This window comes from Nonomuraea sp. NPDC050202 (assembly GCF_040656115.1).
In the GTDB taxonomy this organism is placed as follows: domain Bacteria; phylum Actinomycetota; class Actinomycetes; order Streptosporangiales; family Streptosporangiaceae; genus Nonomuraea.
The window spans coordinates 1-26,037 of record NZ_JBFALF010000028.1 but is presented as its reverse complement, the minus strand read 5'-3'; the positions used below and the strand labels follow the sequence as shown (position 1 = coordinate 26,037).

Here is a 26,037-nt window from a genome sequence, read left to right as displayed (position 1 = left end):
CATCGCCCCGCCCCGCTCATCGCTTCAGCGAGGAGCCTCACCACCACCCGGGTTCTCGGCGGACGTGTCCGGTGGTCGCAGGCCGTCCGGCGTTGCCCTCGGCCTTCCTTGATCGGAACTTCCCCATACCGATTCGAGGTCCCCTTGATGGACGGCTGGGAGGCTGCGCACGATCCGGCCGCTCGTCCTGGAGCCGGGAATCGACCCGTGAGGAGTTCCATGCGTAAGCACGTGCGCACAATACTGGTCAGCGCGTTGGCCGCCGCCGGGCTCTTGGTGCCGGCGAACACCGCGTCCGCCGCGACGGCCTGCACCTACCTGGGCAACCTCCCGGACCAGAACGGCGACGACTACGCCTCGATCGTGGGCGCGAGCGCCAGCGGTGAGTACGCCGTAGGCGCCAGCGAAAACAACGGCCGCTTCTTATGGCGAAACGGCCAGACAGTGGCGAACTGGCCGACCATGGACGGCAACAAGCGGGACACCCCGCAGGACGTCAACAGCAGCGGCACGGTGATCGGCAGCCTCACCCCGTGGGGAGGACCGTCAGAGCCGTACGTCTGGCGGCCGGGCTCGGGATCCAAGGTGCGACTGGCCAAGGTGTCCGGCTCCAGCTACACAGAGGAGATCGCGATCAACGACAAGGGGGACGTCGTCGGCCTGGCCAGCCTCAGCTCCGGGAACTCCGTGGTGGTGTGGCCGGGGACCAACTACTCGACGTACCGCGTCGTCGGGCAGGGCCGGCCGGTGAGCATCGACAAGGACGGCCGCATCCTGCTCACGTCGAAGAAGATGTTGTACCCGGACGGCACCCTGCATGACCTGCAGACGCCGGCCGGAGTCAGCAGCTTCTCCATCACGGAGAGCGACAACAGCGGCCGGCCGGTGGGATACGGCACGGCCGCTGCGGGTGGCGAGGTCTCCATCGTGTGGAACAGCGACGGCTCGGTGCTGCACACTCGCCCGGACGCGCGTCCGGTGGCGGCGAACACGGTCGGTGACACCGTCGGCCTGGTCAAGCGAACGAGCACCACCGGTTATGATTCGGGGTTCTGGGGAGCCTCCGGGGCGCCGGTGATCTTCCCGTATCCGGATCCGCTCGCCTGGCCGGGCGACATCTATCTCGGCGACAACAACATCGTCCACGCGCTGTGGGTCACGGACGACTACCAGAACACCTACTGGGCTCGGTGGAGCTGCAGCTGACGCCGGACGCTCGGATGCCGGTCAGGCCGTTCGCGGTTTCGTCAGGGACGGCCTGACCGGCGACGGATGCGATCACTATGCTGATGGCCAGGAGAACGATCGCGGCGATGAAGCCGCTCGCCGCGTTGCCGGTCAGCTCCTTCATCCAGGCGAGCGCATGGGTGGCGACGAACCCGCCCAGAGAGAGCGCCATCAGCCGGCAGTTGCGCCTGCTGGAGGAACATCTCGGTGCCGAGCTGTTCAGCCGCGGGCCCAAGGGCATGGCGCTCACCTCCGCAGGGGAGCTGCTGCTCGGGTTCGCCGACGAGCAACTGACGACGGCCGAACGGCTGCACGCGAAGCTGGGCTCGGGCCGTCACAAGACCAGTGGCCAGGTCACCGTGGCGACGGTCGAGGCGCCGCTCAGCAGCTTCATCCCGCAGGCGCTGGCCGAGGTCGCCGCCACCCATCCGGACATCGTGGTCAACGTCCTGGCGGCCGGGTCCAACGACGTGGCGGCCCTCGTCGCCGAGAACCGGGCCGATCTGGGCCTGGTCTTCGGCCCGGTTCCCCGCTCTGATGTGACGGAGCTGGTGACCCGGCCCTCGCCGCTGTTCGTCATGGTCGCCCCCGATCATCCGCTGTCGGCCCGGCCGCGATGCGACCTGACCGATCTCCTCGGCGTACGGCTCGCGCTCCCGGACAAGGCCTTCGGCATCCGCCAGGAGGTCGAGCGAGCCGCCGCCGAACACCGCGTCCGCCCCGAACTGGACGCGGGTCTGCTCGCCGCTGTCGCCGTCGACGACCGGCGGCTGACGAGCACCCGGATCACTTTGATCAGCAGGCTGACAGCAAGTGGTTCCCCGGTGCTGACAGTGGTGGGCGACGCCTTGGCGGTCGCGATGCACGGGTCGCCGCGGGGACCGAGACCCCGCCCGGGTCCTGCAGCCCGCCGACCGCCACCGGTGGGCCTTGTCGTCATGCGTCCGGCTCTGCGCGGAACTCGCGGACGCATGTGCCCGTGGCGTGCCAGGCGAGCCTCATGGCCGTGCTGGCATCAGGAGGAGTCGCGTTCCCGTCGCCGGGCCGCCGCGGCCACGTTCACCGGCATCCGGCCGAAAATCAGGCCGTGGAAGGGCGCGATCGCCCACCAGTACAGGTGGCCGAGCAGCCCATGCGGGTGGAAGATCGCCCGCTGCGTGTAGACCGTACGGCCGCCGGAGCGAGTGACACCGAGCTCCAGCCAGGCCAGGCCGGGCAGCCGCATCTCGGCCCGCAGCCGCAGCAACTCGCCCGGGACCACCTCCTCCACCCGCCAGAAGTCGATCGAGTCGCCCACCCGCAGCCGGGCCGGATCGCGCCGGCCGCGCCGCAGGCCCACGCCGCCGACGAGCCGGTCGGCCAGCCCGCGTAGCTGCCAGGCGACCGGCAGGGAGTACCAGCCGTTGCGGCCGCCGATGCTCTCGATGACCTGCCACAGCGCCTGCGGGCTCGCGGGTACGGCCAGGCGCCGGTCGTCCACGAAGAGGCTGCCGCCCGCCCAGTCGGGGTCGGTGGGCAGCGGATCGCTCGGCGCGCCCGGTGTGGACGCCGAGGACCACCGGGTGGCGACGTCGGCCTCCTTGATCTTCATGAGCGCCAGGGCCACGGCCCGGCGGAACCCGACCAGCCCGCCCTCGGGGTCGGGCACGTGGCGCGCGATGTCGTGCTCGCCGCACACCGCCTCGTTGCGCAGCGACTCCACCAGCGGACGCGCGATGCTCGCCGGGACCGGCGTGACCAGCCCCACCCACAGACTCGACAGCCGGGGGCTGAGCAGCGGCACCGGGATGATCACTCGGGACGGCAGCCCAGCCACGGCGGCGTAGCCCTGCATCATGTCGGCGTAGGTCAGGACATCCGGGCCGCCGATGTCGAACCCCCGGTTCACCGTTCCCGGCACCTGCGCCCAGGCGACCAGGTAGCGCAGCACGTCCCGCACCGCGATGGGCTGGGTACGGCTGCGCACCCAGCGCGGCGTCGTCATGACCGGCAACCGCTCGGTCAGGTGGCGCAGCATCTCGAACGAGGCGGACCCCGACCCGATGATCACCGCGGCGCGCAGCACCACCGCCGGCACAGCTCCGCGCAGGAAGATCTCCCCCACCTCGGCCCGCGACCGCAGATGCGGCGAGAGCCGCTCATCCCCAGCGGGACCGCCCAGATAGACGATCCGCCGTACCCTCGCCTCGGCCGCCGCCGCCGCGAACATGCGCGCCGCCAGACGGTCCCGCTCGGCGAACCGGCCGCTCGCGCCCATCGTGTGGATCAGGTAGTACGCGACGTCCACCCCGGCCAGCGCCCGGCGCGTCCGCTCCAGGTCGGTGGCGTCGGCCTCGGCGACCTCCGTGCGCGCAGCCCAGGGCAGGTCGCGCAACTTCCCGGCCGAACGCACCATGCAGCGAACGTCGTGGCCGGCGGAGAGCAGCTCGGGGACCAGCCGCCCGCCGATGTAGCCGGTCGCCCCCGTGACCAGGCACAATGGCATGGCTCTTGACGTTCCCGCTCCCGCGCGGGTCATGCCTGGCCGGCGTGCGGCCGGCCGGGGCCATCGAGTTCCTCGACGGAGACCCGGCATCGGACCGGAGCTCCGGCATGCGAGAAAGGGCCGGGCTAATCGCCGTCATAGACGCGTAGATGTGAGCCGGTTCGCGGGTCGGTGATGTAGCGCCTCTTGGCATTCTTGGCTATCTTCTGCCGCACCGCCTCCGCCAGATCCACGTTCGTCATGGTCGCCAGGCCCAAGGTGTAGATCAGGACGTCAGCGAGCTCTTCGGACAGGCTGTCGCTCTTCGTGCGCCATGCTTCGAATGCCTCCGCCAGCTCGCCTTGTATGTAACAGAACTCGGTCGGCACGTCGCTCTTGTCGAAGCCTTTGGCGACCTTGTTCTCCCAGACGAGCTTCTGCGCCTCTTCGATGTTCACCGATGTTTTCCTCCACAACAGTGCCTAGGGTAGATGCGGATCATTGCATGCGGGTGGTCCGCGCGCCTCCCTCCGAAGTGGCCTCGGCCTTGTCCTGCCGGACCCTCCAGCTCGCCTGCAAGCGCTGATAGACCCCGCAGCGGACCACCAGGTCCGCGTGCCTGCCGATATCGACGACTCGCCCGTTGTCCACCACCACGACGAGCTCGGCCGCCTCGGCGGTCGACAAGCGGTGGGCGATGACGATCAGCGTCCTGGACCGTGCGACGTGATCCATCGCCTGCCGCAGTCTCGTCTCCAGCACGGGGTCGACCGAGGAAGTGGCCTCGTCCAGCACGAGCAGATCGGGGTTGGAGAGGTAGGCGCGGGCCAGGGAGACCAGTTGTCGTTCACCGGCTGAGAGGTTCTCCCCCCGGGGACCGACCGGTGTGTCGAGACCGTGCGGAAGTCCCCGGACCCACTCTCCGAGTGCCAGCTCATCCAGGACGCGCCACAGGTCTCCGGTCGTCACCCGCGGACGTCCCCATGCGATGTTCGTGCCGAGTGCGTCGTCGAAGAGGAACCCGTCCTGAGGCACCAGGGTGACCCGTTCGCGGACGTCCGCCAGGGCGACCTCGCGCAGGTCCACGTCGTTCAGCAGGATCCGGCCGGCGGCCGGGTCGATCACCCGGCTCATCAGCTTCCCCATGGTCGACTTGCCTGAGCCGGTCTCGCCCACGACCGCCACCTTGCTCCCCGCCGGGAGCGTCAGGTTGACGTCCCACAGCACGGTGGGGCTGTCCGGATAGGCGTACGAGACGTTGTCGAACCTCACTTCGACAGGACCGGGCGGCAGCGGCTTCCCCCGGGGCCCCGGGTCGTCGACATAGGCGGGAGCCTCGAGGACGGCGACCACCCGCCGCCACCCGGAAACGGCGTTCTGCAGCTCGTTCAGCCTCTCCGTGCCGGTCTGGAGCGGCACCGTGAACAGCTGCACGAGGAAGACGAAGGCGAAGATCTCACCCACGGTCATGCCGTTGTCCATCCCCCACCAGCTGCCCACGGTGACCACGAGCACCACCACCAGGCCCGACAGGAGAACGCCCGGGGCGAAGCTGGTGGCACTGACCATGAGGGCCCGGGTCGCCTCTTCCTGGTGGCGCCGCACGATGGCGTCCAGCTTGGCCAGGGCGAGCCGGCCTGCTCCGTACATCCGGATCGTGGCGACGCCGTTGACCGATTCCAAGATCGCAGACATCAGCTCGGCGACGCGCCGGCGCACCGCGCCGTAGGCCCCGGCCGCGCGCCGCTGCAGCGCCGGCATCGACAGGAACAGCGGCGCGAAGCACAACCAGACGAGAAGGGTGAGCTGCCAGGAGTAGACGAGCATCAGCGCGGTGGCCACGGTCATCTGGCTGATCGAGAGCACCAGGAGGAGACCGCCGGTCTGAAGGAACGCCGACATGGTGTCGACGTCCGTCGTGACCCGGGACACCTGCGCCCCGCGGCGTTCAGAATCCTCGCTGAGCATGGGCAGGCCGTGCGTACGGCGGAAGGCCGCGGTGCGAAGGTTCGCCAGCCCCGATTCCGCGGCGCTCAGCATGCGGAAGTTCATCAGGCAGGCCGCGACCCCGGTCAGGCAGATCGCCAGCGCGGCGAGCCCGGCCATCTCCATCACATAGTCCAGCCGTGGCCCGGAATCGCTCCGCAGCCCGGTGTCGATGGTCTGCTGCACCACGTACGGAACCACCACCCGGCCTGCCGCCGCCACGACACCCAGCGCCAGGGTCGCGCCCAGCCCGCGCACGATGCCCGGGTAGACCGCCAGAGCCTGCCGAAGAGCCGCGAATGCACCCCCGCGTGCTTCGGGTTGTCTCTCGGGCGCCCTCATGACTGTCCGTCCCGGGCCGCGCTCCGGGCATAAGCACTCACCAGCCGCCGGTACGAGGCACTGCGCGCGAGGACCTCGGCGTGGCCTCCCCGATCGTGAACGGAGCCGGACTCGAGGTGGACGATCTCGTCCGCGACCAGGATGGCCGCCATCCTGTTACTGATCAGCACAAGTGAGGTGTCCTGGAACGCTTCGCATACCCGATGGAGGATCTCCCCCTCGACATGAGGGTCGACGGCCGAGGTGGCGTCGTCCAGCACCAGGAGGCGAGGAGAGCGGATCACTGCTCGGGCCAGGCCCAGTCGCTGACGTTGGCCACCCGACAGGATGGCGCCCTGCTCGCCCACCGGCGTATCGAGCCCCGAGGGGAGGCCGGACACGAAGTCGGCAAGGCGGACGACTTCCAGGGCCTCCCACACCGCGCCGTCGCTCAGATCCGCCCCGAACAACACGTTGTTACGAACCGTGTCGTCCAGGACGAAGGTCTCCTGTGTGACGAGGAGGGCGCAGTCGGCCAGTGCCCGCTGGCTGAGCTCCCGCACGTCGACGCCGTCGAACAGCACGCTGCCTTCCGTGGGGTCGGTGAGCCGTACGAGCAAGGAGGCGAAGGTCGACTTGCCGGAGCCGGTGGAGCCGACGACCGCGACCGTCCGGCCGCCTGGTATCTCCAGGTTGACGTCCCGCAGCACGGGCGGGGCAGATCCGTCGGCGTCCGGGTACCGGTAGCCGACCGCCCGCAGGGAGATCGCCACGCCGCCGGAGCCGTCCGCTCGCCTGTCGCCGTACCCCATCGCGTCGTCGTCATGGAGCACCGCGCTCAGCCGCTCCCATCCGGCCGCCGCCCGGATGAGCTCTCCCAGGACCGGCCCGAGTGACCGCACCGGGAGGGCCAACATACCGATCAGATAGGCCACTTCGACCACGTCACCGACGTCGGCGTCCCCACCGGCGACGCGGACGGCTCCCACGGCCAGCGCTGCCAGGACGCAGAGGGGCGCCAGGCCTTCGATGACCGTGTCGAAGAGGACGCGCGCCCGTCCGACGGTGATGCTGGCGTCTCGGAGCGTGCCGACGCTGCGCTGGAACCGCTCCGCTTCGAAGTCCTCGAGACCGAGGCTCTTGACGACGTGCGAGCCCGCGAAACTCTCCTGCGCGACGGACGCGACCTCGCCGCGCAACGCCTGGACGCGAGCGGCGAGCGGGGCGGCGCGTCGCTGGTAGCCCCAGTTCAGGACGACGAGGGCGGGCAGCAGGGCCAGGCCGATCGCGCCGAGTTGCAGGTCCGCCGCGAGCAGCGCCGCCCCGCCCGTGACGATCATCGCCAGGACGCTCACCCCCATCGGAAGGGGCGCGAAAACCTGCCAGGTCGCCTCGATGTCCGACGTGGCCACGGCGAGCAGCTGCCCGGCTGGACGGCGATGGTGCCAGGAGGGCGGCATGTCCAGGTACTTGCGGATCAGCAGGCGCCGATACCGCGCCTGGAGCCGGTGCATCACCTTGCCCGCGACAGCACGACGTGCCAGCACCCCGCCGGCCGTCACAACGGCGATGCCGCACAACACACCGGCCCACCGCGCGAGTTCGGCTCCGTCGAGGTGCCCGGCCGCGAACGCGGGCATCAGGACCTCGTGCGTGAGCCGGCCGAGTACCCAGCCCGATGCCGCCATGCCGACGCCGTAGGCGATTCCGCCCAGCACCGCGACACTGAAGAGGCGAGGTTCGAGGCGCATCCCGATCCACACCACGTGGAAGCCGTTCCCGAGGCGGCTCGCCTTGCTGCTGAAAGGAACAGACAAACCCATCATTCCTGCCCGTGGTCGCTGTCGAACGGCAGAGTCGCCTTCTTGGCCAGGGTTCCTCGGTCTCCTGGCGCGCATCCAGCGATCAATCCGCGCTGGGCGTCGTACAGATCCGGGACGGTGCCGCCGCCCGGACCGGGCGGCTCGTAGACGGCGGCAAGGTCGCCCTCGAAGTCGGATTCCGGTTCGCCGTCCGCGTGCAGACCGGAGATCTCCGCGGTCGTGCTGTACGGGGCGCTTCTGTCGATGCGAATCCCCTTGGCGTGGCCGTTCGTCACGGAGATGTTCCAGTGCACGAATCTGGCCCCGTACCTCGGGCCGGCGTCGCGGCTGCCGCTCATCCAGCCGTCGTTGTGTATCTCGATCCGGGTCCGGACGTTGGCGAACGGCAGGCCCCGGTGGCTGTCGAAGGCGCCGGCCTGCATGCGGCCGCGCCGCCAGACGTTCCCGCTGGACAGGCCCTCGACGTTGATCCCGTGATGGAACCTGCACTCCTCGTCCGACTCGCCGGCACGAGTGATGCGGAAGTCGGAGAAGAGGTTGTCGTGAGACTGCTCACGGCAGACGTAGGAATGGTGACGGTTCGCCCCGACGATCTGCGTGTCCGAGACGGTGACGCCTTTGCTGGAGACCAGCAGCAGACCGTTCTCGCCGCCCTTGATGACGATGTCACGGCACCAGCAGTCCCAGGCGCATTGGAAGGCGATTCCGTTGAACCCCCTGTCGCGCAGGTGTTCCGTCATCCGGGCAGCGGGCAGCTCCATGGTCAAGCCCTCGACCCCCGCTTCGCAGATCGGATCTTCGGCGGCCACCAGCCGCACCTTCCACCCGGTGTCGACGTCCAGCGGAAGCGGCTGCCGGAGCAGGACCCGGTCCCCTTCGACGCGATCGATGCGCACGGGCCAGGCATAGGGGAGATAGGACAGGAGCTTCCGCATCCGGTGCCATGGATAGGACTCTGCTCCCGCTATGTCACCGCACATGTGGCGCAGCAACGCGAAGGTCCCGCCGTCGTCCCAGAGCATGATCGCGCGTTGTCCGGCGTGCAGTGCGCCGGAAGAGTCGACAGTGACGGTGAAGTCGCCGCGCCGGGCGGGCACCGTCACCGAGCCGAGCAGCTCGGGGAACTCCTCGACCCGGTCCAGCCACCCCTCGCGCGGCCAGGAGCCGCGACGGATGTTGTCGAGGATCCTGTCGAGCCGGGGTGACGAACAGACCCACACCAGGCCACCCGACCAACTCCACGCCGACTTCTCGCCGCCGAATCGGCTACCGCTGACACCGACCAGCTCTTCGAGTGGAGTCCGGCAGACCAGCGTGGTCCTCCCGCTACCGGCACCCTTAACGACCACGTTGCTGTGCGAGACCCGGATGAGGTCGTCGACCACGTACCTGCCCTCCGGGATGTGGACGACGCCGCCCCCGGACGCGCCCACCGAGGTGATGGCACGATTGATGGCGTCCGCACTGTCGTGGCGGCCCTCGGCCGAGGCGCCGAAGTCGAGCACGTTGACGCCCGCTACGAGGTCGGGTGGAGTGGCACCGAGCCGGTATCCCGCCGACGCGATGTAGGGGATGGTGGGATGCGTCAGCGGCTGCCGCTCGTAGGCCTGCCAGACATTCACGTACGCCCCGCTCGGGAACGGGTTCCGACGATGTCCTGGGCGATCTCGAAGGCCCCCCTGGGCTGCGTCCCGGACACCGGGGCGCCCGCCGGGGACAGCAACAGCTTCGCCAGGGATGCGCTGATCTGGCCGGCATCCGCGCTGGACACGGCCACACTGTCGTGGACGTCCAGCTCGGAGAGACGCGCATGCTGATCGTCCCGCAGGCGCTCCCCGGGCACCGCGACGGCACGGACCCCGGAGAGTTTGAGCTCTTGAACGGTGTTGTAGCCGCCTTGCGAGACGACGGCATCCGTGCCCTCGTACGGGGAGTACTCAGGGCCGAGGTAGGACTGCACACGGACCTTCACATGAGGCGCAGGAGGCACCCGAACCGTTCCCCGGAAGTACGGTCCGGTGATCACGGACAGCGTCGCGCGCAGATCCTGCGCCGCACACGCGTGGAGCACTCCGGACACCGCGGCGTCGATGAACGCCTCGGCGTCCGCATGCCCTCCACCACCAGCCATGACCACGACCTTGATGCCGTCGTCATCGCTGCCCCAGATCGGCTTCTCGCCCCTTCTGCGGCGCACCACGTCGGCTACCCCCAGCAGCCGGATGCCATGCCGGTGATCCGTCTCGCCGGCCTTGCCCAGGACGTAGACGACGTCGACGTCAGGCGCCCGGTCAGCGATGAAACGCGCCGGATCGGACTGGTCCTTGCGCGCCCGATAGATGTAGCCCTGGAAAAGCCCCTGGACCACGCCGAGTTCGTAGAGCTCCGCGTGTATCGCCACATCGTGCAGGATGACATCGTGCGGCTCCATGACCTCCTGGATGACCGCCTTGCGGATCGCGGCCTTCTTGAGCTCGGCCTCCGGTGAGTCGGCCGCGGACCTCTCCGGGATCACGATCTGGTCGAATCCGTAGTCGGAGATGAGGCGATGCTCGTGACTGACGAAGAAGGCGGAATCCACGCCCAGGTCACGCAGCACCGAGTGGACGGCGACGAGCCTGGAAGCGTGCCCCATGCCCCGGTGGTTCACTGCGAAGGAAAGGACTCTGCCGCGCATGACTACCTTTCAACGGCGGGCGGGCCCGCCAAGTCGTCCGATGGACTCGTTCACCGGCTGCCGTCGATCGCCGGGCCCCCGGCAGGTGAATCACCACTGCCGTTGTGGCAGGACGCCGTCCAGCTGCTGCAGGAACTCGTCCACCTGTGTCTCGACGTCGAAATCCCGGGCCCGGCGCAGGGCGTTCTTGGCCGCGTTCCGGTACTTGCCAGGATCGGCGTAGCTGAGAATCTCCCGCACCCAGACCTCTGGGTCTCTGGTGGTGAGTACCGTGCCGGCATCGCCGACCACCTCTGGCAGCGCTCCGCGATCGCTGGAGATGACAGGTATGCCGTTCATCATGGCTTCGACCGCGACTCGCCCGAAAGCCTCCTCCCACTGAGAAGGCATCAGGAACAGGCGAGTGGCGGCGTAGACGGAACCCATCCTGTCGAACGGCCCGCACACCGTCACGTTGTCGAGGTCCAGGTCGGCGTACTGGATCTTGCCGACCTTCCAGCCGCGCACCGCGAGGAACAGATGATCCGGCATCCGCTCGGCGATACTGCGGAACAGTTCGCCGCCTTTCTCTGCGACCGGATTCACCATCGTGATGTATCGCGCCTTCTCCTGCGGTTCTTCCTCGACGCAGTGCTCGGGGGAGATCAGCGGATGCAGGATCAGAGACTCTCTGCTCCAGGTGTCCTGTACGTATCCGGCGGTCGCCTGGGAATTGGCGACGATCACATCCGTACTTCGCGGATCCCATTCCAGGCCGATCCGGCGCGGAAACCAGGCCGACGGGATTCTCCGGAGCGAGGCGAACCTTTCCACCAGCGGAAACCATCGGCTCTGACTGAAGATCGCCTCGGCCTTGAGGTCGTCGTCGATGGCGCAGAGAACTGCCGCCAGGTCTTCTTCGCGTGTGTAGTGGAAGTCCAGACCTGACTTCCAGTCCTCGGTCACCGAGTCTCTGAGCGCCACATCCGTGACCACTTTGATGGTCCAGCCCCGCCGGCGCAGTGCGAGCAGCAACGCCCGTGCGCTGATGTCCCCACCGCTTGGACCCGGTCCGAACTGCGAGGACACGAATATTATCCGCAAGCCTTGCTCACCGTATCTCTCTCATAGGCGTCACTCCGCCGCCGCCGCCGGCCGGTGCGGTGCACCGACGTCCGGCCGCCCGCCGGCTCAACGGGTCGTCGCCTCGTGCTGATCTCCGGACCATCTGTTCAGGCTCTCCAGCGACAGCCGGCAGGTTCGCTGCTGGAACATGGACTCGGTGTTGACCGGCGGGATCGAGGGCTCCTCGAAGGGAATCTCCAGGAACTTGGCGAGCGTCTCCCATCCGTCCTCGGGAGACCAGACGAGCAGCCGGTCCTCGGGGACCGTCTCCCGGACCTCTTCGTTGTATTCCGCCATGGCCTTCGAGGCGGCACGAGAATCGAACTCTCCTTCGCACGGGCCGAGCAGTCCGCTCTTCCGCCACATGGCTTGAACCATGCGGCGGTACTGCGCCCATACCGGCTCCACCTTCGCCCGCCCGGCGGACAGGTCGCGCATGAGGGTGTCGTCGAAGAGGTGGCTCCATATGGTGCTTCGCATACTGGCGGCCCACGATTCACCGTCACGGACGCTGAGGACCACCTTCGCCTCCGGAAAGGCCACCATCAATTCCCGCCAGTAGAACGCACCAGGCCAGTCGACCGTGGCCTGGTAGCCACGGAACACCGCTGACCAGTCCGGCCGGCCTTCGAAGGCGTCCACCCAGTACTGAACCTGTGTGAGGTCGTCCCAGACCCGGGTCATGTGATAGCACTCGCCCACTCCCGCCCCTTCCAGGAACACCCGCTGAGCAAGGGTCGCGGTTCGCGGCAGTCCTGCACCAATGACCTTCATGGTGACTCCCTTCGATCGAATGACCTAGACGGCGATCTGAGCCGGTATCGCTGGTTCCGGGTTGTATTCGGCAATACTGATGTCCTCGAAAGTGAACGCGTCTATGGAGCGACACCTCGGAGACAGGTGAAGGACCGGCATCGGGCGCGGATCGCGCGTGAGCTGTAGGTTTGCCTGCTCGATATGGTTCGTGTAGAGGTGCAGATCCCCGAAGGAGTAGACGAGCTCTCCCGGCTCGAGGTCGCACACCTGCGCGATCATGGACAGCAGCAGGGCATAGGACGCGATGTCGAACGGCACTCCCAGGAATATGTCGCCCGAACGCTGGTAGACGTGGCACGACAATGTGCCGTTGAGCACATAGAACTGCACAAGAATGGGGCACGGGGGAAGTGCCATCTTGGGCAGGTCCGCGACATTCCATGCGCTCACGACATGTCTTCGAGAATCGGGATCGTTCTTGATGGAATTGATCACCGACTGTATCTGGTCCACCACTCGGCCTTCGGGAGTGCCCCATTTCCGCCATTGGTGCCCGTAGATCGGCCCCAGTTCGCCGTCCGGATCCGCCCAGCTGTCCCAGATGTAGACCTTGTGATCGTGCAGCCACTTGATGTTCGTCTCTCCGCGCAGGAACCAGAGCAGCTCCCCGATCACGGCTTTGAGATTCAGCCGCTTGGTGGTGACTGCCGGAAATCCGTCACGGAGGTCGAAGCGCAGTTGTGACCCGAAAACGCTCAACGTGCCGGTTCCGGTGCGGTCGGACTTCGCCGCGCCGTGGTCCAGCACGTGGCGCAGGAGTTCAAGGTACTGTCTCATTCGAGGGGCCTTTCGGATGTCCGAAGCATCTGAATGATGACCGAATTATTCGCTGCCGTCCACCTTTAACGAAGGAAGGCGTGGTGTCAAGGCTTCGATCCGGGCCGTGATCGGCATCGGTCAAGTCGCGGCAGACGACCTCGCGGCATATCTCAGGCCGCTCGCATATTTGCTTGCGGAGTCTGAGCTGGGATCATGCGCGGTCCACGGCATGGGTCCGCACCCGGTGGCGGACGGCTTTCGCTCGGTATATCCGAAGTATGCAGAGGGCGATTCCGGAGGCAGCACCAGGAGACCTGCCAAGACGAGCCTGGGCGGATGTCAGCGTGTCCAGATGGGCGGGGCGAAGTAGCCGTCGCACTCGTCCATGCCCGTCCATTCGCGCTTGCAGGGTTGCGCCTTCAATTCCCGCGGGTCCGTCCCCTCGGTGAAGTCGTGCGAGAACGGCCCTTCGGACGAGGTGGGGGACACGTAATACTCCATCTCCCCGTCGCCGAAGCGCATGCTGAACACGCACGAAGCCGGCTCCCCGTCGTTCGCATTCAGATCGATCGCCCGGCCGTCAACTGAGACTGTTGATCCGTCGAACGTCCACGTCCCCTGGCACGAGGAGGACGCATTCCAGGTCCGCTCAAACGTTCCCGAAAGATCGTGGGGTGTGGACGGATTGGCGGAGAACAGCAGGGCACCGGCAATGCTATACGCGATAAGGGACATGTGCGACCTCCAGGAGAGTTGTCGAAAAGTTGCAGCGAGATCGATGACCCGGCAGACGTTCGCGAACTGAGCCTGCGGTGCATGACGCGCGACGCGGGGGTTACTCGCGATCGGCCTGAGCAGGCATTCGACAGTACGCGACAAAGAGCTCCCCGAAAATGCGTCCGGTCGGGCCGCTAGAGGCAACCGAGAACAGCGATACGCAAGGTCTTGTCTCAGACGTGATGCAAGATCTGTGGTAGTGAATCATCGGGTGGCTGGGCAGTCAAGAGGTAAGTCAACTGCATGACCCGGTCGGCCTGCTTCGCGGCGACAGCAGACCAGCCATTGGCAATGTCATTCCCCTCGGCACGGTGGTATTTCGGGGAGCCGAGAGGGGCTCTGCAAAGAGCCGACGAGTTCGCGTTTTTCGATGTCCTGGCAGAGGCTCGTGGCCTGTCCCGACGCGCGACGCCCGTTGCGCTGTGCCAGCCGGTCCGGCATGCGCTCGCTGGGCGCGGCAGCGATCACCACGGACGTCAGCGAGGAAACCGCATACGGCCTGGTTGATCCTGGCGGAAGAACACGACCACGCTGTTCTGGCAATGCAAGTGGTACGTGTGGAACACCACCGGAGGCACGCCAGCATCTACCGGGCCAGTGACTTGAGGCGGATCGACCTCTGTTCGTGGGGCCGCCGCGGCGACTACATCTACTGCAGGCAGAGGCTCCGGCAACACCTCCCGCTGCCGGATCCTGTGGTTCACCGGCAACAACACCCGAGGCGGCTGCCCTGGAGGTAACATCTTCGATGGCGGACACCACTTCGTCGGAATCGACTGGGTCGTGAAAACTGTCGAGGACGGCGGTGCCGGGCAGCACGACTGGCGATGGTGTGCACTATGCCAGGCGATGTTCTTCCTCGGAGGCAGCGGCGGAAGAGCCTGCCCGTCCTCCTCTACGGGTTCCCACTCCCCGATCGGACCCGTGATAGTAGGCCAGCCGACTCCGACATCTGGCGAATACGTACTGGAGGACGTCGGCAATCGGGACCGGCCCGGCGGGAACTCCGACTTCCGGTGGTGCTTCAAGTGTTCAGGGCTGTGGGACTCCGGCAGCCCCAGCCTGTACAGCCGCAACGACTGCCCGCGCGACCGTCAGCCCCACAGCCTGTCTGGGAGCGGACACTACGTCCTGCACCAATTCGTGAGCGGCTAATGACCGCTTCCGCCTGCGGGCGATCATGTACCGAGCCGGAGATGTCGCCAGGGACCCGCAGGAGGCCGACGAACTCATGGCGGCAGCGAGGCTACGGGCCGACCTGGTGCACAGCGGGGCTTCTGCGGGACGGGCCGGTTCAGGGCCGCGTCGGCTCTCCCGGGTCGGCGGCAGCCCCTGTGGCGACCTCGGCCTGGCAGACGGCGAGAGCTCGCCCGTGTTCCTCGGACGCCGTCGAGGCGTGGAGTTACAGCGGCCTGGGCCGATGCGGATCTCCGTTCCGTGGCGGACAGCCGCTTCCACGTCTCAAACTGTGCTACGCCGATGAAGATTTTGACGACCGGCACTGCGGCGCGTACGCGATGCAGTGCCTCGGCGGGCTGCAGGTGGCCAACGGCGAGCGCGCCGAGGGCTCCGGCCGCCTCCAGGCGTCCCTGGCGATCTTCCAGCAGCCCGGCGACCGCAGCGGCGAAGCGGCCACGTTCCGGACGCTCGGCGAGCTGTACCGCTCGGCCGGGCGGACCGCGCCGGCCTCGCACTACCTGCACCGGGCCGTCGAACTGCACCGGGCCGTCGAGCTGGGGCGGGAGCTGCACGACGACCGGTCGGCGGGCTACGCGGTCCCCGGGCAGCGGCGCCTGCGGGGCTGAACCGTCAGGCGACGATGTCGAGGGCGTCGATCGAGACGGCCGGGCTGATCGTCAGGAAGGGGCGCTCGTCGCCGTCGTCGAGGTCGGTGGTCACGAGCCGCCCGGGCGCGGAGCCGGGGCGGACGACACGGCCGGCGCTGACGGCGAGGTAGCCGTCGAAGGTGCGCCGGGTGAAGCGGCGCTCGCCGCCCGTCCGCACGTCGATCAGGATCAGCGGGCTCTCGTCGTCGGGCTCCGGGTAGACGACCAGCTCGTGGCCGGAGGCCCAGACGGAGTGCGGGCCGGGCAGGGCCACGCGTTCGGCGTAGGCGGCGAGCTCCTTGCCGGTGCGGTCGAGGACGACGGTCGTCAGGACGTCGTCCAGCGTGAGGTACGTCGCGGCGAGCAGCAGCCCGTCGGGCGACCAGCTGATCGAGGCCTCCTCCCAGTAGCCCTCGGCCCACCAGAGCCGCTGCCGGGAGCCGGTGCCGGTGTCGATCAGCTCGATGCCGGCGAGCTCGTCGCCGACGCCGGGGATGCCGGGGCCGTCGGACAGGTCGGACAGGACGGCCAGGCGGGTGCCGTCCGGCGAGAGCGCCGCGCGCAGGTAGTCGTCGGAGGTGAACTCCTGGCGAGCCCCGGTGGCGAGCGTGTGCAGCACGACGCGCGGCGGGCCGGCGCCGTCGTCCTGGCGCGCGGTGAGCACCAGCCGGGTGCCGTCGGACGACAGCGACACCGTCTCCGGCGCGAGGTGCGCCGGCAGGCCGGGAACGGCCGCGAACGTGTCGCTGTCGGCGTCCAGCACGATCACGGCGGCCCCGCCTGGCCCGGTGGCCGCGAGCACCATCCGGGCCGCGCGCACCAGCCGCGCAGCCGGCGCATCGAATGCGATCTCCCATGACCGGTCGACGACCACGACACCTCCTGTTACTGATCCGGTGCGCAGCCTAGTCAAAGATCACCCCAAAGGGGAGCTGGTGATCTCTATCGCGCAATGATCTTTTGGGTGTACGGTCCCGCTGCCAGTCTTATGTCCTCTTTATTCGGGGTGAACGCGTGCGGCGTCTTCGTCTGTTCATGGTGGCCGTGCTCGTGGCCGGGTTCCTCGTTCCCGTGCCCGAGTTCTTGTTAGCCAGGTGGGCGGAGGCGGCCACCGCCTGCTCCCCCAACAGCAGCGACTGGTCCAACGGCCGCAGCGGCCAGAAACGCTGCGTCTTCAACCACATGTACTCCACGCGCCGCCGCATCAACGAGGCGTGCCTGCGCGACCGTCCGGTGCTCGGCACCCACATCTACCAGCAGCCCAACGAGTGCAGCCCGTCCGGCGGCATCGAGGCCATCGGGCAGGCCCGGGCCATCAAGTACCTGAGCGACCAGATCGGCGGGAGCGGCGGGCTCATCAACCCCGAGATCCAGTGGGAGCCGACCCTCAGCGGCGGCAGCGACCGGCCCGACATCGTCTACTACGACCGCGCCGGCAACAACTGGGGCCAGGTGATCGAGGCCAAGGTCGACGGCAACCCCGACTACTCCGGCTGGGGCGGGCAGGTCGTCCGGTACGTCGGCGTGCTGACCAATGACGGTGTCAAGAACGTCACCGCCGGCACGGTGCTCAACCGCTGGGGCACCTACGACGACTGGTTCCAGGTCTACAGCAAGAACCCCTCCTGCAAGGTGGACGGCAAGGACGGCTACCAGCTCTCCACGTACCGGGCGCTGTCGCCCGTTCCCGGACTGCTGCACATCGAGGAGGTGAAGAAGGAACGCAAGTGCGAGGAGAGCAAGCGGCAGCCCCCGCCGGGCAGCCCGCCCGCCGACATTCCCGAGCTGGACGAGAACGACGACGACCGCGACTGGCCGATCCCGCAGGGCCTGCGTCAGCTCATCGACCGCCTCACCACCCCCAGCAACGACTCCAACGACTCGCAGAACAACGACGTGGCCAAGTACGGCAGCGCCGCGGCGGCCGCGGCCGCGCTGACCGCCTCCGTCATGGTGTTCCTCCGCACGCCGCAGGGCGCGCTCTTCCTGCGCGCGGCCGGCTTCGCCACCATCGAGATGGCGCTGGCGCTCGGCGTGGGCGCGCTGGTCGTCCTCATCCTGTTGTGGTACTTCTCCGAGCACGGCGGCCTGGTCAAGGGCGAGCCGCACTTCACCACCCTGGACGGCCTGGGCTACGACCTGCAGTCCGTCGGCGAGTTCGTCCTCGCCAACAGCGACAAGCACGGCCTGGAGATCCACGGCCGGCTCAGCCCCGCCAGCGGCGGCCGGGACGTGTCGGTGATGTTCGACGCCGCGATGGAGGCCGGTGACCACAAGGTCGAGTTCCACGAGGACGACCTCTACATCGACGGCCAGAAGTTCACGCTCGGCACCGACAAGATCCTCTACCTGGGCAAGGAAGCGTTCGTCCTGCGCAAGGACGGCAAGTGGCTGGTCATGTTCGACGGCCTGGAAGGGCCCGTCCTGTCCTGGAGGCGGGGCGCCGCCGGCCTCTACCTGCCGCCGTCCGCCGACAGCGACCTGGAGGGCCTGCTCGGCAACGCCGACGGCGACCCGAAGAACGACCTGAAGCTGCGTGACGGCACCCAGCTGCCCGCCAACGCCAGCCCCGCCCAGCTGCACACCGACTACGCCAACTCCTGGCGGCTGGACGACACCGAGTCGCTGTTCACCTACGGCCCGGGCCAGAGCACCGCGACGTTCACGAACCTGCAGTTCCCCTCCCGCATCGTCACGATCCACGACCTGACGCCCGAGCAGATGCAGCTCGCGACGGCGCAGTGCGAGGAGAGCGGCGTCGCGCCGGGCGTGCCGTTCAACGACTGCGTCCTGGACATCGCGCTGACCGCGGACACCTCGTTCGCCGAGGCCGCCGCCGAGCAGAAGACGGTGGCCCTCGACCCGGCGGCGCAGGCCGTGGACGCCAGCGGCGACCTGACGATCGACTTCGAGGGCACGCTGGGCAAGAACACGCTGCCCTCGCGGGTGTCGGCCGACCCCGCGGTGACCTCGTTCGCCGGGCCGTTCAGCGGCAGCGACTCCTACCGGTTCTTCGTGCAGTCGTTGCCGCTGCACAAGGCCGGCACGCTGAGCTTCGACCTGCTGGCCGTCGGCGACTGGACGTCCGACTCCGACAACGAGACGATCAAGGTCGAGACCGACCGCGACGACCCGCACACGATCACGCCGGGCGAGCTGACGCCCGTCGCGTCCGGGACGCTGGCGAACGGCCTGCCGTGGGCGAAGTACCGCGTCACGATGCCGATCACGCACAAGAACAGCCAGATCGAGGTCAAGGTCTCGGCCACCGGCACGGCGGGCCTGTCCAACCAGGCGTACGGGCTCGACAACGTGGCGCTCGACCTGGAGGTCACCCCGCCGCAGACATTCCCGGTCTCGCTGCCGTTCACGGCCTCGGACGGCGTGCCCGGCGAGGGCGCGGGCAACCTGGAGGGCGAGGTCGCGGTCGATGAGTACCGGTTCACGCTGGACCAGCCGGCCTCGGTCTTCGTCAACGCGCAGGAGTGCCCCGGGTCCGGGTTCGGGCTCCGGTGGGAGCTGGCCGACGCCGCGGGCGCGAGCGTCGCCACCTCCTACCTGTGCGGCGCCAAGCGCGTGGACGCGCTGCCCGCCGGCGCCTACCGGCTGCGCGTGTGGCCGTGGAACGACGTGTTCGGCCCCTACAAGCTGAGCGTGAACACCCTGGGGGCCGACGTCACCGCCACCGCGGCGATCGACGGGCCGAAGGTGCCGCTGCAGATCACCGACCCCGGCCAGCGGGGCACCTGGACATTCGCGGGCACCGCGGGCCAGAAGGTCTCCGCCGTGCTCAGCGACTCGACCCTGACCGCCCTCGGCGACGCCACCCTGCAACTGCGCGGCCCCGACGGGAAGATCCTCGATCAGGGGTCGTGCGGCGAGGGCTGCTTCATGGACACCGAGACGCTGCCGGTCACCGGCACGTACTCGATGGTGTGGGACCCGGAGGACGCCAAGACCGGCTCGATCGCGCTGCGCCTGCACGCGGTGCCCGCGGCCGTCACCGGGACGGTCGCGATCGGCGCGCCGTCCACGCTGACCACCACCGTCCCCGGTCAGACGGCCTCCTGGTCGTTCACCGGCACGCAGGGCCAGCGGGTCGCCTTCTCGGTCAGCGGCGCCGGCGCGGCCAGCGCCTCGATCACCAACCCGGACGGGACGCGGCTGTTCGGCTCCACCTACTGCCCGGCGGCCTGCGCCTTCGACACCACCACGCTGCCGGCGACCGGCACGTACACGCTGCTCGTCGACCCCAGCGACCTGCACACGGGGCCGATCACCGCGAGCGTGATCGAGGGTGACGTCACCGGCGTCCTGACCGTCGGCGGCGGGCCGGTGAAGCTGACCACGACCGGGCCGGGCCAGCGGGCGTACTGGACGTTCGCCGGCACGGCGGGGCAGCGTGTCGCGTTCTCCCTGGCGGACGGCACGTTCAGCGGCGCGTACGCGTCGCTGCGCAAGCCGGACGGCACGGACCTGTACAGGTCCACCTGGTGCAAGACGTCGTGCGCGTTCGACACGGTCGCGCTGCCGGTGGACGGCACCTACACGCTCGTCCTGGACCCGTCCAAGACGGCGGTGGGCTCCATGTCCGCGCAGGTCGCCGAGGGCGACGTCACGGGCACGCTGACCGCCGGCGGCGACCCGGTCGAGCTGACCACGACCGGCGCCGGACAGGCCGCCACCTGGTCGTTCGACGGCACGGCGGGGCAGCGCGTGGCGTTCGCCCTGACGGGCGGCACGTTCAGCAGCGCGTACGCGCTGGTCCGCAAGCCGGACGGCACCGAGCTGTTCGACTCCGTATTCTGCAAGGCGTCGTGCGCCTTCGACACGGCCACACTGCCGGCGGACGGCACCTACACGGTGGTGCTGGACCCCTCCGGCACGGCGGTGGGCTCCATCTCCGCGCAGGTCACCGAGGGCGACGTCACAGGCACGCTGACCGCCGGCGGCGACCCGGTCGAGCTGACCACGAAGGGTCCGGGCCAGAACCCGACCTGGACGTACGCCGGGACGGCCGGGCAGCGGATCTCGGTCACCTTCTCGGGCGGCACGTTCTCCAGCGCGAACGCCTCCATGCGCAAGCCGGACGGCTCGGTCCTGGTGCCGTCCACGTTCTGCGCGAGCTCCTGCTACTTCGACACGACGGTGCTGCCGGTGGACGGCACCTACCAGGTGGTGGCCGACCCGGCCGGCATCCAGACCGGCTCGATCTCGGCCCAGCTCAACCTCGTGCCGCCGGACGTGACCGCGCAGATCACCGTGGGCGGGCCGGCGTCCACGCTGACGACCACCATCCCCGGGCAGCGCGGCCTGTGGACCTTCGCCGGGACGGCGGGGCAGCGGGTGTCGTTCGACTTCACCGGCTCGACGTTCACCTACGCCTCGGACGCCACCGTCAAGGTCAGGAAGCCGGACGGCACCGACCTGATCGCCGACACCAACTGCGGCACCGGGTGCCTGCTGGAGCCGGTCACCCTGCCGGCGACCGGCACGTACCAGGTGGACCTGCGGCCCAAGGGCGCCAAGACGGGCGCGCTGACGCTGCGGGCGTACCTGGTGAACGACGTCACCGCCACGATCGCGGTGGACGGCGTCACCTCGACGCTGACCACCACGATCCCGGGACAGAACGGCACCTGGACCTTCACCGGGACCGAGGGCCGCTACGTCAACCTCGCGTTCATGAACGGGACGTTCTCCAGCGCCTCCGACGCCGCGGTCTCGGTGCGCGGCCCGGACGGCACCGTCCTGCGGGAGGACACCTCCTGCGGCAAGCTGTGCGTGCTGGACCCGATCACGCTGCCCGCGTCCGGCACGTACACGATCCTGTTCGACCCGCGCAAGGCTTTCGCCGGCTCGCTGACCGCGCAGCTCACCGAGGGCGACGTCACCGGGACGACCTCGGTCGGCGGCCCGGCGTCCACGCTGACCACCGTCGGCGCCGGGCAGAAGGCCGTCTGGACGTTCACGGGGACGGCGGGCCGGCGGGTGTCGTTCAACTTCACCGGCTCGACGCTCACCAGCACCTACGACGCCTACGTCGCGGTACGCAAGCCGGACGGCACCGTCCTGATCGACGACACCGCGTGCGGGAAGAACTGCCTGCTGGACCCGGCCGTGCTGCCGGTGGACGGCGCCTACACGGTCGAGTTCAGGCCGCAGAACGCCAAGACGGGCTCGATCACCCTGCAGCTGCACGAGGTCACCCACCTGAGCGCGAACGTCACGCTCGGCGGCCCCGCCTCCACGCTGACCACCACCACTCCGGGCCAGAACGGCACCTGGTCGTTCGCCGGGACGGCCGGGCAGCTCGTGTCGTTCAACCTCACCGACGCGAGCTTCGCCAGCTCGGTGGACGCCCAGGTGTCGGTGAAGAAGCCGGACGGCACCACGCTGGTGTCGGCCACCTACTGCGGCAAGAACTGCTTCCTGGAGCCGGTGGCACTGCCCGCGACCGGCACCTACACGGTGGAGTTCAACCCGAAGGACGACAAGACCGGCAAGCTGACCCTGGCGGCGTACGCGGTCACCCACCTGCTCGGCGCGGTCACCGTCGGCGGCGCCGCCTCGACGATCACCACGACGGCCCCCGGCCAGAACGGCACCTGGTCGCTCGCCGGGACGGCGGGGCAGGTGGTGTCGTTCAACCTCACCGACGCGAACTTCACCGCCACCACCGGTGCGCGGGTGTCGGTGAAGAAGCCGGACGGCACCACGCTGGTGTCAGCCACCTACTGCGGCAAGAACTGCTTCCTGGAGCCGGTGGCACTGCCCGCGACCGGCACCTACACGGTGGAGTTCGACCCGCAGGACGAGAAGGTGGGCAAGCTGACCCTCAAGGTCCAAGCGGTCCGCGACCTCGCCCCGGCCGCGGTCACCATCGGCGGCACGGCGGTCACGCTGACCACCACGACCCCGGGCCAGAACGGGAGCTGGACCTTCAGCGGCACCGCCGGGCAGCAGGTAGCCGTCACCTTCACCGGCACCAGCTTCGCCGCCTCCACCGATGTCCGGGTCGGCCTGCTGAAGCCCGACGGCACGGCGCTGGGCAGCTCGCCCTACTGCGGCCGCAACTGCACCATCGCGGCGACCACGCTGCCCGCCACGGGCACGTACACGATCGTCTTCAACCCGCAGGCCGACAAGGTCGGCTCGCTGACCGCGAAGGTGGCGGTGCCGTGACGAGCTGAAACGCGAACGGGCACGGCCGGAACCGCTTCGGCCGTGCCCTTTCCAGTAGTAGCCCTCCAGCGGGACGCGGGCCTCCTCGGACAGCGCCGGTCCCTCCTGCGGCACCGGGGCCGGCCGCCACCGGCTTGAGCCCGGCGAGCTGCTCGTTGAACAGCGCGTACACCACGCGCCCGAGCCCGGACCGCTCCATCCTGCCGCGGCACATGTCGCACGGCTGGCAGCTGGTGTGGTGCTGACCGCCGACGCCTACGTCTCGGTGCTACCGGAGGTGGCCCACGAAGCCGCCCGGGAAACGGCCCCGCTGGTGCTGCGAGCAGCGTCCGCGATGGGGCGGCCGCTCAGCGCGTGACGCAGCTTTGCCCCATATTTGCCCCATGCCGTCCCAGCGCGGCCCCCGCTGCAGTTCCGCAGATGGAGTGGCGCGCCCTGCAGGATTCGAACCTGCGACCGTCGGATTAGAAGCAAGATCTTTCAATACCGGCCTGTGCCTTTGGGTGATGGTTCGTGCCGCCTCAGCACGTTTTGCGCGTCAGGCACTGCCGGGTCCTGACGACGTGTGACGGGGCGTGCGAGCACGCACCGAGCACGACGGTATGCTAACGGGCCGCCATACCTATGGTTACCTCAGTGGCGCTTGGACTTGCCCTGCCGATGAAGACCCTTGTCGGCAGAGCTTGTGACGCGGTGATCGGTTCACGGGGTGAGATTGAGCGGGACGGTGGCCATCAGCAACCATCCGCCATCCGGACAGCAGGAGCCCTGTCGTCCATCCCGACGATTACCAGCCTCCCGTCCGGTCGAGCGTCCCGGCCAAGCCGTCGCCCGAGCCGTTGCCCATGTCGCAGCCCTGCTGATCGTTCGCTTATTCTCCGGAGGAAAGGTCTGGCGGGTCGCGGCCCTGCGCCCGCGGGGGCCGGCGAATCGTACGCCACCGGCACGTCCCACGGCAGCACGGGCATGTATGGTATCGACAGTCGGAAGGCGAACGGCTGTGCTCGAACCACGATCTCACTGGCCTGCCACAGCGTCATCGAGGCGCCCGGCTTCTACAGGAACACCAGCATCCGAAGAGCGGGTGCCGCAGGTTCGAATCCTGCCGGGGCACTCAGCTCCACCAGGCATTCGCCGCAGGTCATTTGTATCCCAGGCCCCTGGTTCCTTCGAGAGGTACATGGCCGATGTCATGCTCATCGGCTACACATTCAATGGCGTCGATGGGCGAGATCAAAGCAAAGGCGACACGGCCCGCGACATCGTGATCGAGGCGTACGTGTACAACCACAATCCCTACTCGTTGCCGCCTGGCAGGACGATGACTCTCGGGATGGACATCGGCAACAAGACCCGGTGCGAACACGTCACATCCCGGGGCGGCCAGACGGTTGATAATCGTCAAACCCGTATCATCAGCAGTTGGATCGTCGATGGACACGCAACCTTCCGGTTCAGATGCCCACACGACAAGGCATCAAAGAAGCGCGTAACCGAATGGCTTGATGGAGCCAACGGAGCCAAGGAATATGTATCCAATGACGAACTGGTGAGCTTCACCAGCATCAAGGCGTATGCCAACTTCCCGAACTGGCCCACAACCATCCGCTACAAGTACGTCACGAATGCAGATCGATGGATAACCGGCACTATTATCCGTTGCGATAGTGCATCAGACAACGACTACGAAGCAGGCGGTTGCGTATTTTACAAAACCAAATCCGCCGTCAAGTGGCAACCAAAGGTCACGAATAAGACCGGGAGAAAAGAATGGGATATCACACAGGCCTATCAGCACTACTGGAACGCCTGCGTAGATCCCGACGGACAGACTTGGCCGGATAACCCAGGAAAGAGCCTCGGCGGGTGCGATATCAGTGGTTCACCCAACACCGGATATCTACACAAAGAAGCCAAGAAACAGGCAGCCCTGAATCAGGACACCACGAACACGAAATGCAATCGGATGTGGCCTGGATATGCGTCATCAGGCGACTATCCGAAGCAGTGCGACGAGTATCCATTCGCATCAACTCGCGAACGCACCGGTGCACCAAACTCAAATATGTGGTCATTCTGCCCCCATCCGGGACACCAATAACGGCCTAGCCGGCCTCTACCTCAACCGCTACTTTCATGCCGACAGAGTATTGTTCGGCGATAAATTCTCCAACAGGTTCGTACCTCCGTCGTCCAGCGATCCGAAGCCAACTCGGGAGCAGCTCTGCAGCATCCCTTCTGTGGCCAACTAACTAGCTGAGACCACAATGCCGCCCGGCCAGGATGTTCTCAATTCATTTACGGTAGTCCTGCCGGGCGGCACAACTTCCCGCCCGCTACGAAAGTATGCAAGGATAAGGCCATGTCTCTCCAATTAATCAACCACTATGAGCGACTATTGGACGAGCACGCGTGGATGCAGGACGGATTCCACTGGACGGCGGCCCGCACCGGCACTCTGCCTCCCTCCGCAGAGGAGATCGGCGCGAGGCTGTCGCGATCCGCCGAAGCCAGCATCGAGGAAGAGGTTAACGTCGCGTCAGGCGCAGACCTATTTATTCCCAGATCCCAGATCGGTAGCGTCGATAGACAGACAAAAAGAAGGGTATTTCCTCTTCCAAAGCCAGGAAGGCGGGGTCGACGAGCCTTCGGTCCTGCGAGAGCTCTGCGAGAAGGATGAACGAGTATGGAGCATTACCTCTATACTCTATAAGCACAAGCTCACATATGCCGTCGACGGTGAAATCCGACTGACGTGGAGGGAATTCCCCCACGGCGACCGGCCAACCGCGCACGACCCCATCGATGAAGATCTCCTGTTCGTCGAGGATGCATGCAGGGAAGCCGGCATCCGCTTCAGCCTTGCCGCGCTTATGGCTGTGGTGGACATCGGTAGTGGCGTCCGCATGGATATTAACTGGCCGCACGCACCGAGCCCGGCTGTCATCATCGACGACCCCGTCTGGTAACAGTCACTGAACCTTTTCCAGGCTCCGCGGCGAGGTCCTGGTCACAGGATGATCGCAACGCCGTGGTTCGGCCGGTGACAGCAAGAAGCTCCTGGTAGACGGG

The 26,037-nt window shown here is 67.7% G+C and carries 15 protein-coding genes, 1 tRNA gene and 1 pseudogene; 6 read left to right on the top strand and 11 right to left on the bottom strand.

From position 1 onward, the window contains the following. Positions 1–219 precede the first annotated feature (219 nt). Both AB0I79_RS45670 and AB0I79_RS45665 read left to right on the top strand, forming a co-directional pair. Positions 220–1,206: a hypothetical protein gene (locus AB0I79_RS45670; RefSeq protein ID WP_357887307.1), complete on the top strand. Its 987-nt coding sequence runs from the start codon at positions 220–222 to the stop codon at positions 1,204–1,206. Positions 1,207–1,283: 77 nt separating this feature from the next. After that, positions 1,284–1,940, top strand: a pseudogene (locus AB0I79_RS45665) (LysR family transcriptional regulator); the annotation flags it as partial. Between the two features lie 302 nt (positions 1,941–2,242). Here the strand turns inward: AB0I79_RS45665 and AB0I79_RS45660 are convergent. The 10 genes from AB0I79_RS45660 to AB0I79_RS45615 all read right to left on the bottom strand — a co-directional run bounded on the left by AB0I79_RS45660 (position 2,243) and on the right by AB0I79_RS45615 (position 13,912). Continuing rightward, positions 2,243–3,712 carry an SDR family oxidoreductase gene (locus AB0I79_RS45660; protein ID WP_357887304.1) on the bottom strand — a complete coding sequence of 490 codons (1,470 nt, stop codon included), beginning with the start codon at positions 3,710–3,712 and terminating at the stop codon, positions 2,243–2,245. A gap of 125 nt (positions 3,713–3,837) precedes the next feature. Continuing rightward, the gene (locus AB0I79_RS45655; RefSeq protein ID WP_357887301.1) at positions 3,838–4,149 is read right to left on the bottom strand and encodes a MazG-like family protein; all 312 of its coding nucleotides are present in this window, start codon (positions 4,147–4,149) and stop codon (positions 3,838–3,840) included. Positions 4,150–4,189: 40 nt separating this feature from the next. Next, positions 4,190–5,935 (bottom strand): ABC transporter ATP-binding protein, encoded by a 1,746-nt coding sequence (locus AB0I79_RS45650; RefSeq protein ID WP_357887298.1) that lies wholly within the window; start codon positions 5,933–5,935, stop codon positions 4,190–4,192. Positions 5,936–6,015: 80 nt separating this feature from the next. After that, a complete protein-coding gene (locus AB0I79_RS45645) occupies positions 6,016–7,815 on the bottom strand; it encodes an ABC transporter ATP-binding protein (RefSeq protein ID WP_357887295.1) in 1,800 nt (599 codons plus the stop codon). Positions 7,816–7,820: 5 nt separating this feature from the next. Further along, a complete protein-coding gene (locus tag AB0I79_RS45640; RefSeq protein ID WP_357887292.1) occupies positions 7,821–9,443 on the bottom strand; it encodes a glycosyl hydrolase family 28-related protein in 1,623 nt (540 codons plus the stop codon). Continuing rightward, a complete protein-coding gene (locus tag AB0I79_RS45635) occupies positions 9,440–10,420 on the bottom strand; it encodes a hypothetical protein (protein WP_357887289.1) in 981 nt (326 codons plus the stop codon). The genes AB0I79_RS45640 and AB0I79_RS45635 overlap by 4 nt, the downstream gene beginning before the upstream one ends. Positions 10,421–10,588: 168 nt before the next feature. Next, on the bottom strand, positions 10,589–11,512 hold the full coding sequence (locus tag AB0I79_RS45630) for a glycosyltransferase family 4 protein (RefSeq protein WP_357887288.1): 924 nt from the start codon (positions 11,510–11,512) through the stop codon (positions 10,589–10,591). A 156-nt stretch (positions 11,513–11,668) separates the two neighbouring features. Beyond that, on the bottom strand, positions 11,669–12,376 hold the full coding sequence (locus AB0I79_RS45625) for a sulfotransferase family protein (RefSeq protein WP_357887285.1): 708 nt from the start codon (positions 12,374–12,376) through the stop codon (positions 11,669–11,671). A gap of 24 nt (positions 12,377–12,400) precedes the next feature. Continuing rightward, positions 12,401–13,195 carry a thymidylate synthase gene (locus AB0I79_RS45620; protein WP_357887282.1) on the bottom strand — a complete coding sequence of 265 codons (795 nt, stop codon included), beginning with the start codon at positions 13,193–13,195 and terminating at the stop codon, positions 12,401–12,403. A gap of 321 nt (positions 13,196–13,516) precedes the next feature. Further along, positions 13,517–13,912, bottom strand: coding sequence for a hypothetical protein (locus tag AB0I79_RS45615; RefSeq protein ID WP_357887279.1), 396 nt, complete (start codon positions 13,910–13,912; stop codon positions 13,517–13,519). A gap of 1,559 nt (positions 13,913–15,471) precedes the next feature. Here AB0I79_RS45615 and AB0I79_RS45610 point away from each other — a divergent pair. Beyond that, positions 15,472–15,759 carry a tetratricopeptide repeat protein gene (locus AB0I79_RS45610; protein WP_357887276.1) on the top strand — a complete coding sequence of 96 codons (288 nt, stop codon included), beginning with the start codon at positions 15,472–15,474 and terminating at the stop codon, positions 15,757–15,759. 4 nt (positions 15,760–15,763) lie between these two features. Here AB0I79_RS45610 and AB0I79_RS45605 read toward each other — a convergent pair whose 3' ends face one another. Next, on the bottom strand, positions 15,764–16,654 hold the full coding sequence (locus AB0I79_RS45605; protein ID WP_357887273.1) for a hypothetical protein: 891 nt from the start codon (positions 16,652–16,654) through the stop codon (positions 15,764–15,766). Between the two features lie 140 nt (positions 16,655–16,794). Between AB0I79_RS45605 and AB0I79_RS45600 the strand changes: the two genes are divergently transcribed. The 3 genes from AB0I79_RS45600 (at position 16,795) to AB0I79_RS45590 (ending at position 25,066) form a co-directional block, all read left to right on the top strand. Next, a complete protein-coding gene (locus tag AB0I79_RS45600; protein WP_357887270.1) occupies positions 16,795–22,965 on the top strand; it encodes a VWD domain-containing protein in 6,171 nt (2,056 codons plus the stop codon). A gap of 1,044 nt (positions 22,966–24,009) precedes the next feature. Further along, positions 24,010–24,078 (top strand) — tRNA-Arg (locus AB0I79_RS45595). A gap of 67 nt (positions 24,079–24,145) precedes the next feature. After that, a complete protein-coding gene (locus tag AB0I79_RS45590) occupies positions 24,146–25,066 on the top strand; it encodes a hypothetical protein (RefSeq protein WP_357887267.1) in 921 nt (306 codons plus the stop codon). Positions 25,067–26,037: the final 971 nt, after the last annotated feature.